This window comes from Amycolatopsis sp. A1MSW2902 (genome assembly GCF_017312175.1).
GTDB classification, from domain to species: Bacteria; Actinomycetota; Actinomycetes; order Mycobacteriales; family Pseudonocardiaceae; genus Amycolatopsis; species Amycolatopsis nivea.
This window is the reverse complement of record NZ_QJPO01000001.1, coordinates 7,566,555-7,580,075: the sequence shown is the minus strand read 5'-3', so window position 1 is coordinate 7,580,075 and position 13,521 is coordinate 7,566,555. Positions and strand designations below refer to the sequence as shown.

The following is a 13,521-nucleotide window of genomic DNA, read 5'->3' as shown; positions in this document are numbered from 1 at the left end:
TTTCGGGGTTCAGTCGGCCATCGAGAACATCGAGCCCGGGTTGAAGAGGTTCTCCGGGTCGAGGGCCTGTTTGATCTGCCGGTGCACGCGGATCCCGACAGGGCCGATTTCGCGGGCGAGCCATTCGCGCTTGATCTTGCCGACGCCGTGTTCGCCGGTCACCGTGCCGCCGAGCGACAGGCCGACTTCGAGGATCTCGTCGAACGCCTGCTGGGCGCGCGCGAATTCGTCCTCGGAATCGGGCGCGTACACGATGGTCGGGTGCATGTTCCCGTCCCCGGCGTGGCCGACGACGGCGATCTTGAGCCCGACTTTTTCGCTGATCCGTTCGCAGCCGCGGATCAGCTCGGCGATCCGGGTGCGGGGCACGCTGACGTCGTCGGTGAGCCAGACGCCGTAGGTCTCCAGCGCGGTCAGCACGACGCGACGGGCCTGCAGCAGCATCTTGCCCTCTTCGAGGTCGTCCGTGGCGTAGACCAGGTCCGCGCCGCAGTCGGTGCAGATCTGCTCGAGCAGCGCCAGTTCGCGGCGAGCCGCCTCGCCGCCCGCGTCGGACTGGCCGAGCAGCAGGGCCTGACAGTCCGAGCCCGCGCCGAGGTCGGTGTTGAGGTAGGTCTCGGACGCCTTGATCGACGCCGCGTCCATGATCTCCAGCAGCGACGGCACCAGCCCCTCGCACACCGCCCGCGCGACCGCCTCGCCGGCCGCCTCGGTGGTGTTGAACCCGGCGACAAAAGTGGCCGGGGCCTGCGGAAGCGGCCGCAGCGAGACGGTCGCCTGGGTGATGACGCCGAGCGTGCCTTCGCTGCCGATGAACAGCTTGGTGAGGTCGTAGCCCGCGACGCCCTTGACCGTGCGGCGGCCGGTTTTCAGCAGCGATCCGTCCGCGAGCACCACCTCGAGGCCGAGCACCGAGTCGGTGGTCACGCCGTATTTCACACAGCAGAGGCCGCCGGCGTTGGTGGAGAGGTTGCCGCCGATCGTGCACCAGTCGTAGCTGGACGGGTCGGGCGGATAGAACAGGCCGTGCTTCTCGACGGCGGACCGGAAGTCGAGGTTGACGACGCCCGGCTGCACGACGGCGAGCCGGTTGCCCGCGTCGACCTCGACGATCTCGTTCAGTTTCATCAGCGAAAGCACGACACAGCCGTCGATGGCGTTGGCCGCGCCGGAAAGCCCGCTGCCCGCCCCGCGCGGCACGATGGGGACTCTCGCTTCGGCACAGGCACGGACCGTCGCCTGCACTCCCGCGGTATCCGCCGGAAGCACTACCGCCAACGGTTTTCCCGAGGGAGCGAGCGGCATCATGTCGCGCGCGTAGGCGTCGGTGACGTCAGCGTCGGTGAGCACCGCGGCCGGGCCGAGGTCGTCCCGAAGCCGCTGGAGGAGGGCGTCGTTGCTCATCTCCGCATGGTAAACCGGGATCTCCGCAGTGCGGAATATTAATTCCGATATTAGCTGGTCCGCTGCGCGCAGAGCACGGTGTCACGGGTGTGCGCGGTGCCCGGCGGAGCGGGCTTCACCCGCGACCGGCTCTCGTTGACGAGGACGGTCCACTCGTCCCCGAGAGCCCGCGCGATGTCGTCCGGCTGGCAGTAACCGGCGTGCTCCGGCGACAGATCGCGCGGATCGTGACTGGCGAAAAGGAAAGTCCCGCCGGGCGCGACGGCGTCGAGCAGTTTCCGCAGCACCCCGTCGTCGTGGCGAAGCGGGAAATACTGGACGCTGACCAGGTCGAACGTCCTCGCCGGAACCGGACTCGCGGCCAGATCCGAACACACCCAAGCGATCCCGGCGTTAGCCGGGGCCGCCCGCTGCAACGCGGTGCGCGAGATGTCGAGCGCCGTCACCTGCCATCCGCGCGCGGCCAGCCACCGCGCATCAGCCCCTTCGCCGCACCCGACGTCCAACGCCTGCCCCGGCGGCAGCCCCTCGACCTCGGTGACGAGCACCCCGTTGGGCTCGCCGCTGAACACCTGCTCACGGCTGCGGTAGAGGTCTTCCCAGAACTGCGCGGTCTCCCCGGACGGAACCATTTTCGTTGCCACCTCCGCCGTTCACGATTCCGCTGACCGCGCTGAACGACAAGGTTCTTTGCCGGAACCGCAAATCAGCTCCGGATGTTCTCCAGGTCCGCCAGCAGACCGGGATGCGTCGGAACCCAGCCAAGCGCTTGCCGACTGTGCGTGCTGGACGCTGGCTGATCGATCGCGAACAGCGGCCCAAGCGTGCCGTAGGTTTCCTCCGGCACGGATTCGACCGGAAGCCCCAGCCGCCGTCCGATCACTTCCGCGATGCCAGCGACCGCAACCCCTTCGTCGGCGACCGCGTGCCAGGCCGTCCCAGGTTCAGCCTTCTCCAACGCGAGCCGGAAGAGAACAGCCGCGTCGAGCGCGTGCACCGCCGGCCACCGCTGCGTGCCGTCGCCCGGATAACCGGACACTCCCGTTTGCCGGGCGATGGTGGTCAACAGACCGGCGAACCCGCCCTTCCCGTCGTTGTGCACCGTGCGCGGCAGCCGGATTGCGGACGTCCGGACCCCGCGATCCGCGAACCCCAGCACCTCGGTGACCGTGCGCCCCCTCCCGCCGACGGGCCCGTCAGTCGACAGCGGATCGGACTCGGTCGACGCGCGCCCTGGCACATACGGCGTCCCGGAAACCGTGACCAACGGCCGGCCGCTTCCGACGAGCACCTCAGCCTGCGCCTTGAGCGCCGCCGTTTCCTCGGCGACCGCGTGCGCGAGGGCTTCGGCGCTGTTGAACGCATTGGCGAAGGCGAGGTGAATCACCCCGTCCGCTTTGGCCGCAGCCTCGCGGATGACGTCCAGATCAGCCAGCGCACCCCGCACCGGCTCAGCACCCGCCTTCTGGGCCGCCGCAGCAGAGTCGTCGGATCGAGCGAGCGCGACGACGGAATGCCCACTGCCCAGCAGCTCGGCGACGACCGCGGAGCCGACCAACCCGGTCGCTCCGGTGACGAACACGCGCATGGATTTCTCCCTCAGAGTGATGGGACTCTTGTCCCGTCATACGCTACCAGAGTGACGGGACAAAGGTCTCGTCACATAGGATGGCTCCATGGCCCGATGGGAACCCGGAGCACGCGAACGGCTGGTCGTAGCTGCCGTCGACCTGTTCGCCGAACAGGGCTACGACGCCACGACGGTCGCGCAGATCGCTGAGCGCGCCGGCGTCACGAAGAGCACGTTCTTCCGGCATTTCCCGGACAAACGGGAGTTGTTGGTGGCCGGGCAGGAAACGCTGAGCAAGCTGCTCGCGGAGGGAATCGCCGACGCCCCCGCCGACGCCAGCCCTCTGGAAGCAGTAGCGGAAGGCCTGCGCCGCGCCGCGACGGCCATGGGCCCGATGAACCGGGAACTCGCCCCTCGGTTGAAGGCCGCGGTCGCGGCCAGCACGGAACTCCAGGAACGGGACGCGCTGAAGAGCGTCGGCCTCGCTGCGGCGATGACTACGGCCCTGACCTCCCGAGGCCTACCCGAGGCGACTGCCGCGCTCGCTAGCGAGTTGGGGGTGTTGGCTTTTAAGCGGGGGTATTTCGCGTGGTCGGAGAGCGATCGCGGGGATGCTGATCCGGCGGAGTTTTTGGTGGCAGCATTGGAGGAGCTGCGGGCGGCGAGCGCTTCGCTGGGGTGACGGCACGCTTCCGGCGGCTCTTGCCTGGGAGCCCGGACGCCGAATCGGCGGAGTTTTGGGGGCAGCGCTGGAAGAAGCTTCGACGAGTGCTTCGCTGGGCTGCACGGACGGTGCCTGCCCACTCCCGCGCGCATTAGCGCCGGACGGGTCCGCGCCGGAGAGGCGACGTCGAACGCGGCCATCCCGAGGACTCGGAGAGCGACCGCGGGGACGGACGCCAACCCAGCGGAGCATCCGGAAAAACCTTGCACAGCAAGCACTTCACTAGCCCGAACGGACGGCTTCCGCGCGCATTGGCGCAGAACGGATCCGCGCCGGACAAACGACTGCCGCCCTCGTCAGCGGGAGCGTCGCGCGCGGCTATCCCGAGGACTCAGACAGCGACCGCAGGGACGGACGCCGATCCAGCAGAGCATCTGGAAGAACCTTGCGCAGCAAGCACTTCGCTGGCTCGAACGGACGGCTCTCGCACGCGCTGACGGCGGGCGGATCCGCACCGGACAAACGACTGCCGCCCTCGTCAGCGGGAGCGTCGCGCGCGGCTTCCCGAGGACTCGGAGAGCGACCGCGAGGACGGACGCCGACCCAGCGGAATATCTGCAAGAGCCTTGCACGGCAAGCGCTTCACCGAGCTGAACCGGCGGGATCCGAGTAGTGCCAGGAATCCGCCCACTCCGGAGGCCCTAGCGCCTCTTCGGCCGGGGCGGTGCCCTGTTGGAGGACAGCCGTCCGGTCTGAAGCATTTCCCTTACCCGGCAACCGGAACTCCGCTGCCCGTCAGGCAGGCGGGTTGGGTTCGCCTGCCTGACAGGCACCGAATCATGCGCACATCGCGGGCTCCTCCCGCTTGGTGTCCTGCGGGCGGTTTCGCCGACAGCCCAACAGGAAGTACGCCTGCAGTGCCGTGTACACGAGGATCGCGGCGCCCACCCACGCACTCGTGTGCAGTGCCGTCACGAAGGATTCGCGGGCGGTGGTCAGCAGCTCCGCTCCCTCTGCGGCGGGCAGGGAGTGTGCGGTGGCTACCGCGCCGCCGAGGGTGTCGTGGGCTGCGGCCGGGGCGGTGGCGGGCAGGCCGGACTGGTAGACCGCCGTGGCGAGGCTGCCCAGCAGGGCGGTGCCGAGGGCGCCGCCCAGTTCGTAGCCTGTTTCCGAGATCGCCGACGCAGCACCGGCGCGGTTGACCGGGGCGGCGGAGATCACGAGGTCGTTCGTCAGAGTCTCCGACAGGGCCACCCCGCCGCCGACCAGGACGAACGCCACTACTACTGCGGCCAGTCCGGCGTCGGCTCCGATGGTGGTCAGGACCAGGAAGCCGGCCGCGCCGAGGAGCAGGCCCAGGCTGACCAGGACCGGCACCCGGACTCGGCGGGCGAGCCAGGCGGCTGCCAGGGCGCCGACGACGCCGGCGACCGTGGCGGGCAGCATCCACAGTGCCGCGGCCAGTGGCTTCAGGCCGAGCACCAGCTGCAGGTACTGCGGCAGCAGGAACAGCAGCCCGACCAGGGCGAACACGCCCAGCAGGTTCGTGATCACCGATCCGGCGAACTTGCGGTTGGCGAACAGGCCGAGGTCCAGCATCGGCTGGTCAAGCCGTCGCTGCCGGCGCACGAACGCCGCTCCCAGCGCGAGTCCGAGCACCATCGCGGCACCGGCCGACCAGGTGATCCCTTCCGTCGCGGCGATCTTCACGCCGTAGACGACCGGCAGCATCGTGCCGAGCGACAGCAGCGCCGACCACGAGTCGAAGCGGCCCGGGTTCGGATCGCGGAACTCCGGCAGCAGCAACGGGCCCGCGACGAGCAGCAGCACCATCACCGGCACGTTGATCAGGAAGACCGAACCCCACCAGAAGTGCTCGAGCAGCCAGCCGCCGACGACCGGGCCGACCGCCATCCCGCCGGAGAACGCCGCGCTCCAGATCGCGACCGCGGTGCGCCGCGTGCGGTCCTCGGTGAAGATGCTGCGGATCAGCGACAGCGTGGACGGCATCAGCGTCGCACCGCCGACGCCCAGCAGCGCCCGCGCGACGATCAGCATCAGCGGTGACGTGGCGAACGCCGCCAGCACCGAGGCCGCGCCGAACGCCGCACCACCGATGAGCAGCAGCCGCCGCCTGCCGATCCGGTCGCCCAGCGTGCCCATGAAAACCAGCAATCCGGCCAGGACGAACGAGTAGACGTCGACGATCCACAGCTGCTCCGCACCCGTGGGCGCGAGATCCTCGCTGAGATAGGGCAGGGCGAACCCCAGGACTGTCGTGTCCACGCTGATCAACAGGACCGGCAGCACCAGAACCGCCAAAGCCCACCACTGGCCTCCGCGCCGCACCATGGCGCACTCTTCCTTCCTTGTACCGTCCAGACGGTACAGTTTCGTTCCTGAGGTAGAAGGTAAACCGTCTGGACGGTATAGTCAAGGTGATGGCGAAACCTTCAGCACGAGAACGCATCCTCGGTTCGTACGAGGTCATCCTCGCCGACCGCGGCCCGGCCGAGATCACGCTCGACGCCGTCGCGGCGCACGCCGGGGTGTCCAAGGGCGGGCTGCTCTACCACTTCGGTTCGAAGGACGCCCTGCGCGACGGCCTGCTCGAACGCCTGGAGCGGCTCACCGACGAGGACCTCGAACGCGCGCGGAGCGCCCCGGAAGGCGTGGTCCGGCACTACCTGCGCTCGTCGATCACCGACGTCACGCGCGACCTCGCGCTGCACCGCACGACGATGGCCGCGCTCCGCCTTGTCCTCAACGACCCGATCGCGGCGGAGGTGTCGCGGCGCTGCACCGAGCGCACCCGCGAGCTGATGCTGGAGCACGTCGAGGACCCGGTGACGGCGGAGCTGGTGATGCTGGTCGGCGAGGGCCTCTACATGCGCGCGGCGCTCGGCGAAGAGGTGACCGACAGCCTGCTGGAGCAGATCGAGGACATCGCGGACCGGATCGAGGCCGGGGCGCCGGTCCAGGCGACGGTCGCCGCGGGACGACGGAAGGGCTGAGCCGCGGGGACCGCCAGGCACCTGACTTCAAGCCAGCGAGGAGAACTCCCTCCAGGCGTCACTCACGGACGACCACCTCAGCGAGCCAGCCCGTAAACCCGCTCGATCTCCACCGTCAGCACCAGCCGCCGATCCGCCACCATCGCCGCTCGGTACTCGTCCCAGTCCGGATGCTCGCCCGCCACCTTGCGGTACAGCGCGATCAACGCCTCCACCGCCTCGTCGTCCGGAGCCGAAGCGACCGGGGACAGCACCGCCCGCCCCTCCGCCACCGCGTATGACCAGCCGTTCGACGACGCCACGTGGTAGCTCACCCGCGGATCCCGGCGCATGTTCTTCGTCTTCGCGCGCGTGTCCGTGATCGACACCTGCAGCTGGCGGGCGTCGCGGTCGAAGTAATGCGACACCGTCGACAGCTGCGGGCGGCCGTCTCGTTTCAGGGTCGCCAGGACGCCGTGCTTGCCCGCCGCGATGAGGTCGTAGAGCGCTGTGTCGTCAGTCATACCCCTATGAAACCCCGGCGCGAAGGATCTGTTCCCGCCCTCAAACCGCTAGTGACCAGCGGCGTCCGCATACCGGGAGAAACCGGACGATACCCCTCCGGTTGAAATCTGCTTGCATGCGGCAACTAAAGTGTCTTGTGACACAACCATGGGCCGGCCGCTTGCGAAATACGCCGTACGGGCACACTCTTGCTTAAGGCAACTAGTTGCAGTCGCCAACCAATGGTTTGCTCCACCCCAAGGAAGACCCACATGGCACCTCAGAACTCCGCCGTCAGGCCAGAGGCCGACCTCGACCTTGCCGACCAGCTCGGGCACGAGCTGGTCCGGTTCATGCGCTTGATCACCAAGGCGAAGTCCCAGGTCGCCAAACACGGGCCGGACGGGATCGAGAGGGCCGCGTACGCGATCCTCTTCTGCCTCGTCCACGAAGGCCCGCAACGCACCAGCAAGCTGGCCGAGTTCCTGCACTCCGAGATCTCCACGATCAGCAGGCAGTCCAGCTCGCTCGTGCAGCACGGACTCGTCGAACGGCAGGCCGACCCCGAGGACGGCCGCGCCTGCTTGCTCGCCCCGACCGCCGAAGGCCTCCGCGTCTTCGACGAAAACCGCAAGCACCGCGCCCGGTGGCTCGCCGACGTGCTCGGCGATTGGAGCCAGGAGGAGCGCGAGACGCTCAACGAGCTTCTCGCGCGGCTCAACACAGGTATCGAAAAGAACAATCCGTCGCTGTCCGACACCGCGGCGACGGCACAGGCCAAGGGGGCCTCGAACGCATGACGTCCACCGTTGAAAAACAACCTCAGTCGCGAGGGGGAGCGCCCGCTGAAGACAGCGAGGGCGGTCCGCGGCTGACTCACCGCCAAATCGTCACGATCATCAGCGGCCTGATGTGCGGCATGTTCCTCGCCGCGCTCGACCAGACGATCGTGGGCACCTCGATCGTCCGGATCGCCAACGACCTGCACGGCTTCGACCTGCAGGCGTGGGCGACCACGGCGTACCTGATCACGTCGACGATCGCGACGCCGATCTACGGCAAGCTTTCCGACATCTACGGCCGCAAGCCGTTCTACCTCGCCGCGATCGCGATCTTCGTCGCCGGTTCGGCCGCCGCGTCGTTCTCGACCTCGATGTACGAACTGGCCGCGTTCCGCGCGGTGCAGGGTCTCGGCGCCGGCGGTCTGATGTCGCTGGCCATGACGATCATCGGCGACGTGGTCCCTCCGCGGGAACGCGCTCGCTACCAGGGCTACTTCCTCGCCGTGTTCGGTACTTCGACCGTGCTCGGCCCGGTGCTCGGCGGCTTCTTCGCAGGCTTCGACACCCTCGGCGGCCTGCACGGCTGGCGCTGGGTCTTCCTGATCAACGTGCCGATCGGCATCATCGCGCTGTTCGTCGTCGCGAAGGTGCTGAACGTCCCGCACAACCGCCACGACCACAAGATCGACTGGTGGGGCGCGCTGACCATGGTCATCGCCGTGGTGCCGTTCCTGATCGTCGCCGAACAGGGCCAGAAGTGGGGCTGGGGCGACCAGAAGTCGATCTGGATGTACATCATCGGCGGCGTCGGCATCGTGTTGTTCATCGTCGTCGAGAAGCTGATGAAGGACGCCGCGCTGATCCCGTTGCGGCTGTTCAAGAACTCGACCTTCACCGTGGCCATCATCGGCGGCGTGATCGTCGGCGTGGCGATGTTCGGCGCGATCACGATGATCCCGCAGTACCTGCAGGTCGTGCAGGGCTACACGCCGACCGAATCGGGTCTGCTGATGCTGCCGCTGATGGTCGGCATCATGTCCAGCTCGATCATCTCCGGCAAGATCACGTCGAAGACCGGGCGCTACAAGATCTTCCCGGTCGTCGGCACGATCCTGATCGCGGCGGGCGCGTTCTTCTTCGCCATGGTCAAGTACGACACCCCGATCTGGCACCCGCTGGTCGCCGCGCTGATCATCGGCCTCGGCCTCGGCCAGTGCATGCAGACGCTGATCATCGCGGTGCAGAACGCGGGCCCGCGCAAGGACATGGGCGTGTCGACCGCGTCGGCGACGTTCTTCCGGCAGATCGGCGGTACCGCGGGGGTCGCGGTGTTCCTGACGATTCTGTTCAACGTGCTGCCGGGCAACATCACCAAGGCGTTCGGCGGCCACCTGCCTCCGGGCGGGGGCGCCAACCTCGGCGACCTGTCGAGCAACACGAGCGTCATCCAGACGCTGCCGGAAGCGGTGCGCACGCCGATCCTGATCGGCTTCACCGAGTCCATCACCACGGTGTTCTGGGTCGCCGGCGGCGTCGCGCTGCTGGCCACGCTGGTGCTGCTGTTCATGAAGGAGATCCCGCTGGCGGGCATGAACCCGGCGGCGGCCGCGGTCGAAGGCGGCGAAGCGCTGCTGGAAGACCTGGACGAGCCGGTCCCGGCCCAGGAAGAGACCGCTGAGCTGAAGACGGCGGGTTCGCTGTTCGAGGAGGCCCCGAAGGAGCCGGTGCTCGTCGGAGCCGGCGGCAGGCACGCCCTGACCAACGGCCACGGCGACGCGCAGGCGGTGGCTGACGCCCGTCCGATGCCGATCACCAACTCGGTGGCCGACGCGGAATTCGGCACGGCCACCGGCTCGGGCGGCGTCCCGGTCACCGGCCACGTGCGCCGCCAGGACGGCAGCCACGTGAGCGCGGCCGCGCTGACCCTGATCGACCAGCAGGGCCGTCAGGTGGCGCGGGCGACCGGCAACGGCGACGGCAGCTACTCGATCCCGACCCAGGGTCCGGGAACGTACGTGCTGATCGTGTCCGCTCCCGGGCACCAGCCGCAGGCCTCCAGCGTGGTAGTCGGCGGGCACCCGGCGAACCTGGACGTCACGCTCACCGGTTCCGGCGAGCTGACCGGCGTGGTCCGTTCGATCGGCACCGCGACCCCGCTGGCGAACGCGACGGTCACGCTGACCGACTCGCGCGGCGAGGTCAACGGCGCGTTCATCACCGCCGAGGACGGCGTCTACACCTTCAGCGGTGTCGGCGCCGGGCAGTACACGCTGGTCGCGAGCGGCCCGCACTACCGCCCGGTCGCGGTCACGCTGACGGTGCCGGACAGCGGCGTGCTGCGCCACGACGTCGAACTCGCCGGCGCGGTGCTGCTCCAGGGCGTCGCGCGCACCGAGGGCGACCGGATCGTGCCGGACGCGCGGATCACCGTGCTCGACGCGAACGGCAACGTCGCGGCGGTGGCCCGCACCGACAGCGAGGGCCGCTACGTGGTCAGCGACCTGCCGATCGGGTCCTACACGGTCGTGGCGAGCGGATACCCGCCCGCCACCAGCCAGGTGACGCTGAACGACGGCGAGGCCCAGCACGACGTGCGGCTGAGCTACGACCAGGCGCTCGACGAGCTGGCCGACCGGTCATGAGCGGGGGCCTGCGCGCACAGCTGCGCTCGAACGGCGGATGGCCGGTCGAGAACGCGGTGCTCACGGTCACCGACTTGAACGGGCGCCAGGTCGCGCGGCAGGTCACGGACGCGAAGGGGGCGGTGGTCACCGACCCGCTGCCCCCTGGCGTCTACACCGCCGTGATCACCGCGCCGGGGTACACGCCGCTGGCCCGTACCGTGCAGATCGGCTCCGACGGGGCCGGGCTGCTCGGCGACATCGCGCTCGTGCCGGTTTCCGGCGCGGTCGAGCTGCCGCCGGAGGGTCCGTGGACGATCGACCCGATGCACTCGTCGGTGGTCGCCACCGCGCGGCACATGGGCATCGCGAGCATCAAGGTGCGGTTCCCGGACGTGGCGGGGCGGATCGAGGTCGCCCGGCCGGTCGAGCGCTCGAGCGTGCGCGCCGAGATCAAGGCGGGCAGCATCGAAAGCGGCATCAAGATGCGGGACGACCACCTGCGTTCGGCCGAATTCCTCGACGTCGACGCGTATCCGCTCATCACGTTCGAAAGCACCGGGCTTTCCCAGCTCGGCACGGACAACTGGGCGTTGCGCGGTGTGCTGACGCTGCACGGCGAACGCCGCGACGTCACGCTCGACCTGCGCTACACCGGGCACGGCCCGGACCCGTGGGGCGGCGTGCGTGCCGCGTTCCACGCCGAAACGCAATTGCACCGCAACGATTTCGCGATCAACTACAGCGCGATGGTGCGGGCGGGCGTGGCCGCGATCGGCACGACCGTCAAGGTGGAGCTGGACATCGAGGCGGTGCAGGGCGAGTCCCTGCCGCAGTTCTAGAGAAAACCGCGACAGGCCGCCCGGGAACTGTCCCGGGCGGCCTGTTCGTTGTCCTGGGCGAAAAGGGTGAACAGTCTGGTTACCCCAGGAATACCCAAAGTCACCGAATGCGGAGGATTCGATGGTTGCGTACTGCAGCCGGTCCCAGCCACGTAGGCTCTTCGCGTGAACCTCGACGCCGCCCAGCCCGCGCACGCCGCGGGAATCGGCCTGAGCTGGCTGGACACCGCCGGCCCGGTGCTCGTCTGGGTCATCGTGCTGTCGTTCGTGCTCATCGAATGCGCGCTCATCATCGGGCTGTTCCTGCCCGGCGATTCGCTGCTGTTCGGCGCGGGCGTGGTGCTCGCCCAGCACGGCTCGGACCTCAACGCGTGGCTGCTGTCCGCGGCCGCGTTGCTCACCGCCGTGGTCGGCAACCAGATCGGCTACTACATCGGCCGCGGCGCGGGCACCACGCTGATCGCCCGGCGCGGCGGGCGGATGCTCAACCGGCACAACCTCGAACGCGCGCAAGCTTTCCTGGACCGCAAGGGTTTCTTCGCGATCGTCGCGGCACGGTGGATCCCGTGGATCCGCACGCTGGCCCCGCTCATCGCCGGCGCCGCGCGGATGGATTCGCGGCGGTTCCTGCTCGCCACCACCGTCGGCGGCCTGCTGTGGGTGCCGACGCTGGTGCTGCTCGGCTACTACGGCGCGGGTCTGCTCGACGCCATCCCGTGGGTCAAGACCGCGGCGCTGTGGGTGAGCATCGCGTTCTTCGTGTTCGGCACCGCGTACGGCGTGCTGCGCTACCGCCAGGAAATGCGGCGTCCGGTCGACGAACCCGACGACGCGCACGCCTGAGTTTTCAGGCCGGGTCGGACCAGACTTCCAGCTGGATGCCGTCCGGATCGCGGAACACGATCACCGCGGAACCCGCGAAGGTCTGCGATTCCGTCGCGGGCAGGTAGGAAACGCCGTATTCGCGCAGGCGGTCCTCCCATTCGGCGACCTCGGCCCGGGACGACACCGAGAACGCGACGTGGTCCAGACCAGTGCGTCTTTCGTCGAACGCGGGCCGTTCGGTGTCCGGATGCTGGACCAGCACCACGGAGAATCCGTCTCCTGCCGAACGCAGAACTACTTTGCGCACCCCGGTTTCCGGGTCTTCGCGCCGATGGCTTTCCTCGAGGTCGAGCACCCGGACGTACCAGGGAACACTTCGGTCCACATCGGTCACGGTGAGCGCCAGATGGTGCACAGACGTGAGCTTGGGCATGACTTTCGCGGCCGTCCTTTCAACCCCTCGTTCCAGACTCGCACACCGGGACAACCGCTACGGGCGAGTTCACCGAGTTCCGGGGTCAATCGTGATCTGCCCGTCTCCGGGCGTCTCACTGTCCGAGATGGATCAGCGGCCGCCGCCGACCTCGAGCACCGCGCCGACGGTGAAGGACGCCTCCGGGGACAGCAGCCACAGCACGGCCGCGGCGATCTCTTCCGGCTGGCCGGCGCGCCCGAGCGGGATGACCGGACTGAGCCGTTCGACCCGGTCCGGCATTCCCGCGGCGGCGTGCAATCCGGTGTCGACCAGGCCGGGGGACACGACGTTGACCCGGATTCCCTCGTCGGCGACCTCTCGTGCGAGGCCGAGGGTGAGCGTGTTGACCGCCGCTTTGGACGCCGCGTAGTGCACCCATTCGCCCGCCGACCCGTTCCGCGACGCCGTGGACGAGACGTTCACGATCGCTCCGCCGGACCCGCCGTAGCGCGTCGACAGCCGTCGCACCGCCTCGCGGCAGCACAGGAAAACGCCGGTGACGTTGATGTCCAGCACCCGTCGGACGGTCTCGACGCTCTGCTCGTCCAGCCTGCCGGGCGTGTTGCCGGTGACGCCCGCGTTGTTCACCAAGCCGACGAGCGGGCCCAGCTCTGCCGCCGCCGAAAAAAGGTCGCTGACCTGCTGTTCGTCGGACACATCGGCGCGGTGCGCAAGCGCTTGCGCACCGTGGGACCGCACCCGTTCGGCGACCTCCTCGGCCGGCGCCGGGTCGCCGGAGAAGTTGACCACCACGTCGTAACCGCGGGTCGCGGCCAGTTCGCAGATCGCCGCGCCGATGCCCCGGCTGCCGCCGGTGACGACCAAAACCCCCACGGGTCAC

Annotated in this window: 13 protein-coding genes; 6 read left to right on the top strand and 7 right to left on the bottom strand. The window is 68.9% G+C overall.

The genetic code is table 11. From position 1 onward, the window contains the following. Positions 1-9: 9 nt before the first annotated feature. The 3 genes from DMP23_RS35310 to DMP23_RS35300 all read right to left on the bottom strand — a co-directional run bounded on the left by DMP23_RS35310 (position 10) and on the right by DMP23_RS35300 (position 2,992). A complete protein-coding gene (locus DMP23_RS35310) occupies positions 10-1,404 on the bottom strand; it encodes an FAD-binding oxidoreductase (RefSeq protein WP_337823630.1) in 1,395 nt (464 codons plus the stop codon). A 50-nt stretch (positions 1,405-1,454) separates the two neighbouring features. Next, a complete protein-coding gene (locus DMP23_RS35305) occupies positions 1,455-2,036 on the bottom strand; it encodes a class I SAM-dependent methyltransferase (protein WP_337823629.1) in 582 nt (193 codons plus the stop codon). A gap of 74 nt (positions 2,037-2,110) precedes the next feature. Further along, a complete protein-coding gene (locus DMP23_RS35300; protein WP_337823628.1) occupies positions 2,111-2,992 on the bottom strand; it encodes an SDR family oxidoreductase in 882 nt (293 codons plus the stop codon). Positions 2,993-3,080: 88 nt separating this feature from the next. Here DMP23_RS35300 and DMP23_RS35295 point away from each other — a divergent pair, with 88 nt between their 5' ends. Next, complete coding sequence (locus DMP23_RS35295; RefSeq protein ID WP_337823627.1) at positions 3,081-3,656, top strand: TetR/AcrR family transcriptional regulator; 576 nt, start codon at positions 3,081-3,083, stop codon at positions 3,654-3,656. A gap of 819 nt (positions 3,657-4,475) precedes the next feature. Here DMP23_RS35295 and DMP23_RS35290 read toward each other — a convergent pair. Next, positions 4,476-5,990: an MFS transporter gene (locus DMP23_RS35290; RefSeq protein WP_337823626.1), complete on the bottom strand. Its 1,515-nt coding sequence runs from the start codon at positions 5,988-5,990 to the stop codon at positions 4,476-4,478. An 89-nt stretch (positions 5,991-6,079) separates the two neighbouring features. Between DMP23_RS35290 and DMP23_RS35285 the strand changes: the two genes are divergently transcribed. Continuing rightward, entirely contained in the window at positions 6,080-6,652 is a 573-nt protein-coding gene (locus tag DMP23_RS35285) for a TetR/AcrR family transcriptional regulator (protein ID WP_037808838.1), read from the top strand. Positions 6,653-6,729: 77 nt separating this feature from the next. Here the strand turns inward: DMP23_RS35285 and DMP23_RS35280 are convergent, their stop codons facing one another. Next, positions 6,730-7,155 carry a PPOX class F420-dependent oxidoreductase gene (locus tag DMP23_RS35280; protein ID WP_134664355.1) on the bottom strand — a complete coding sequence of 142 codons (426 nt, stop codon included), beginning with the start codon at positions 7,153-7,155 and terminating at the stop codon, positions 6,730-6,732. Between the two features lie 252 nt (positions 7,156-7,407). Here DMP23_RS35280 and DMP23_RS35275 point away from each other — a divergent pair, with 252 nt between their 5' ends. From DMP23_RS35275 to DMP23_RS35260, 4 genes are all read left to right on the top strand, one after another. Next, the gene (locus DMP23_RS35275) at positions 7,408-7,935 is read left to right on the top strand and encodes a MarR family winged helix-turn-helix transcriptional regulator (protein WP_037808841.1); all 528 of its coding nucleotides are present in this window, start codon (positions 7,408-7,410) and stop codon (positions 7,933-7,935) included. Continuing rightward, complete coding sequence (locus DMP23_RS35270) at positions 7,932-10,559, top strand: MFS transporter (protein WP_337823625.1); 2,628 nt, start codon at positions 7,932-7,934, stop codon at positions 10,557-10,559. Before DMP23_RS35275 ends, DMP23_RS35270 begins: the two co-directional genes overlap by 4 nt. Next, positions 10,556-11,380, top strand: coding sequence for a YceI family protein (locus tag DMP23_RS35265; RefSeq protein WP_037808843.1), 825 nt, complete (start codon positions 10,556-10,558; stop codon positions 11,378-11,380). The genes DMP23_RS35270 and DMP23_RS35265 overlap by 4 nt, the downstream gene beginning before the upstream one ends. 165 nt (positions 11,381-11,545) lie before the next feature. Next, the gene (locus DMP23_RS35260) at positions 11,546-12,223 is read left to right on the top strand and encodes a DedA family protein (RefSeq protein ID WP_037808846.1); all 678 of its coding nucleotides are present in this window, start codon (positions 11,546-11,548) and stop codon (positions 12,221-12,223) included. A gap of 4 nt (positions 12,224-12,227) precedes the next feature. Here the strand turns inward: DMP23_RS35260 and DMP23_RS35255 are convergent, their stop codons facing one another. Further along, complete coding sequence (locus DMP23_RS35255; RefSeq protein ID WP_043834805.1) at positions 12,228-12,638, bottom strand: VOC family protein; 411 nt, start codon at positions 12,636-12,638, stop codon at positions 12,228-12,230. A gap of 132 nt (positions 12,639-12,770) precedes the next feature. Beyond that, positions 12,771-13,514 carry an SDR family oxidoreductase gene (locus DMP23_RS35250; protein ID WP_337823624.1) on the bottom strand — a complete coding sequence of 248 codons (744 nt, stop codon included), beginning with the start codon at positions 13,512-13,514 and terminating at the stop codon, positions 12,771-12,773. Between the last annotated feature and the right edge of the window lie 7 nt (positions 13,515-13,521).

Coding starts and splice junctions, on each gene's coding strand:
- DMP23_RS35310 (WP_337823630.1), bottom strand. CDS start 1,404: ATGAGCAACGACGCCCTCCTCCAGCGGCTTCGGGACGACCTCGGCCCG.
- DMP23_RS35305 (WP_337823629.1), bottom strand. CDS start 2,036: ATGGTTCCGTCCGGGGAGACCGCGCAGTTCTGGGAAGACCTCTACCGC.
- DMP23_RS35300 (WP_337823628.1), bottom strand. CDS start 2,992: ATGCGCGTGTTCGTCACCGGAGCGACCGGGTTGGTCGGCTCCGCGGTC.
- DMP23_RS35295 (WP_337823627.1), top strand. CDS start 3,081: ATGGCCCGATGGGAACCCGGAGCACGCGAACGGCTGGTCGTAGCTGCC.
- DMP23_RS35290 (WP_337823626.1), bottom strand. CDS start 5,990: ATGGTGCGGCGCGGAGGCCAGTGGTGGGCTTTGGCGGTTCTGGTGCTG.
- DMP23_RS35285 (WP_037808838.1), top strand. CDS start 6,080: ATGGCGAAACCTTCAGCACGAGAACGCATCCTCGGTTCGTACGAGGTC.
- DMP23_RS35280 (WP_134664355.1), bottom strand. CDS start 7,155: ATGACTGACGACACAGCGCTCTACGACCTCATCGCGGCGGGCAAGCAC.
- DMP23_RS35275 (WP_037808841.1), top strand. CDS start 7,408: ATGGCACCTCAGAACTCCGCCGTCAGGCCAGAGGCCGACCTCGACCTT.
- DMP23_RS35270 (WP_337823625.1), top strand. CDS start 7,932: ATGACGTCCACCGTTGAAAAACAACCTCAGTCGCGAGGGGGAGCGCCC.
- DMP23_RS35265 (WP_037808843.1), top strand. CDS start 10,556: ATGAGCGGGGGCCTGCGCGCACAGCTGCGCTCGAACGGCGGATGGCCG.
- DMP23_RS35255 (WP_043834805.1), bottom strand. CDS start 12,638: ATGCCCAAGCTCACGTCTGTGCACCATCTGGCGCTCACCGTGACCGAT.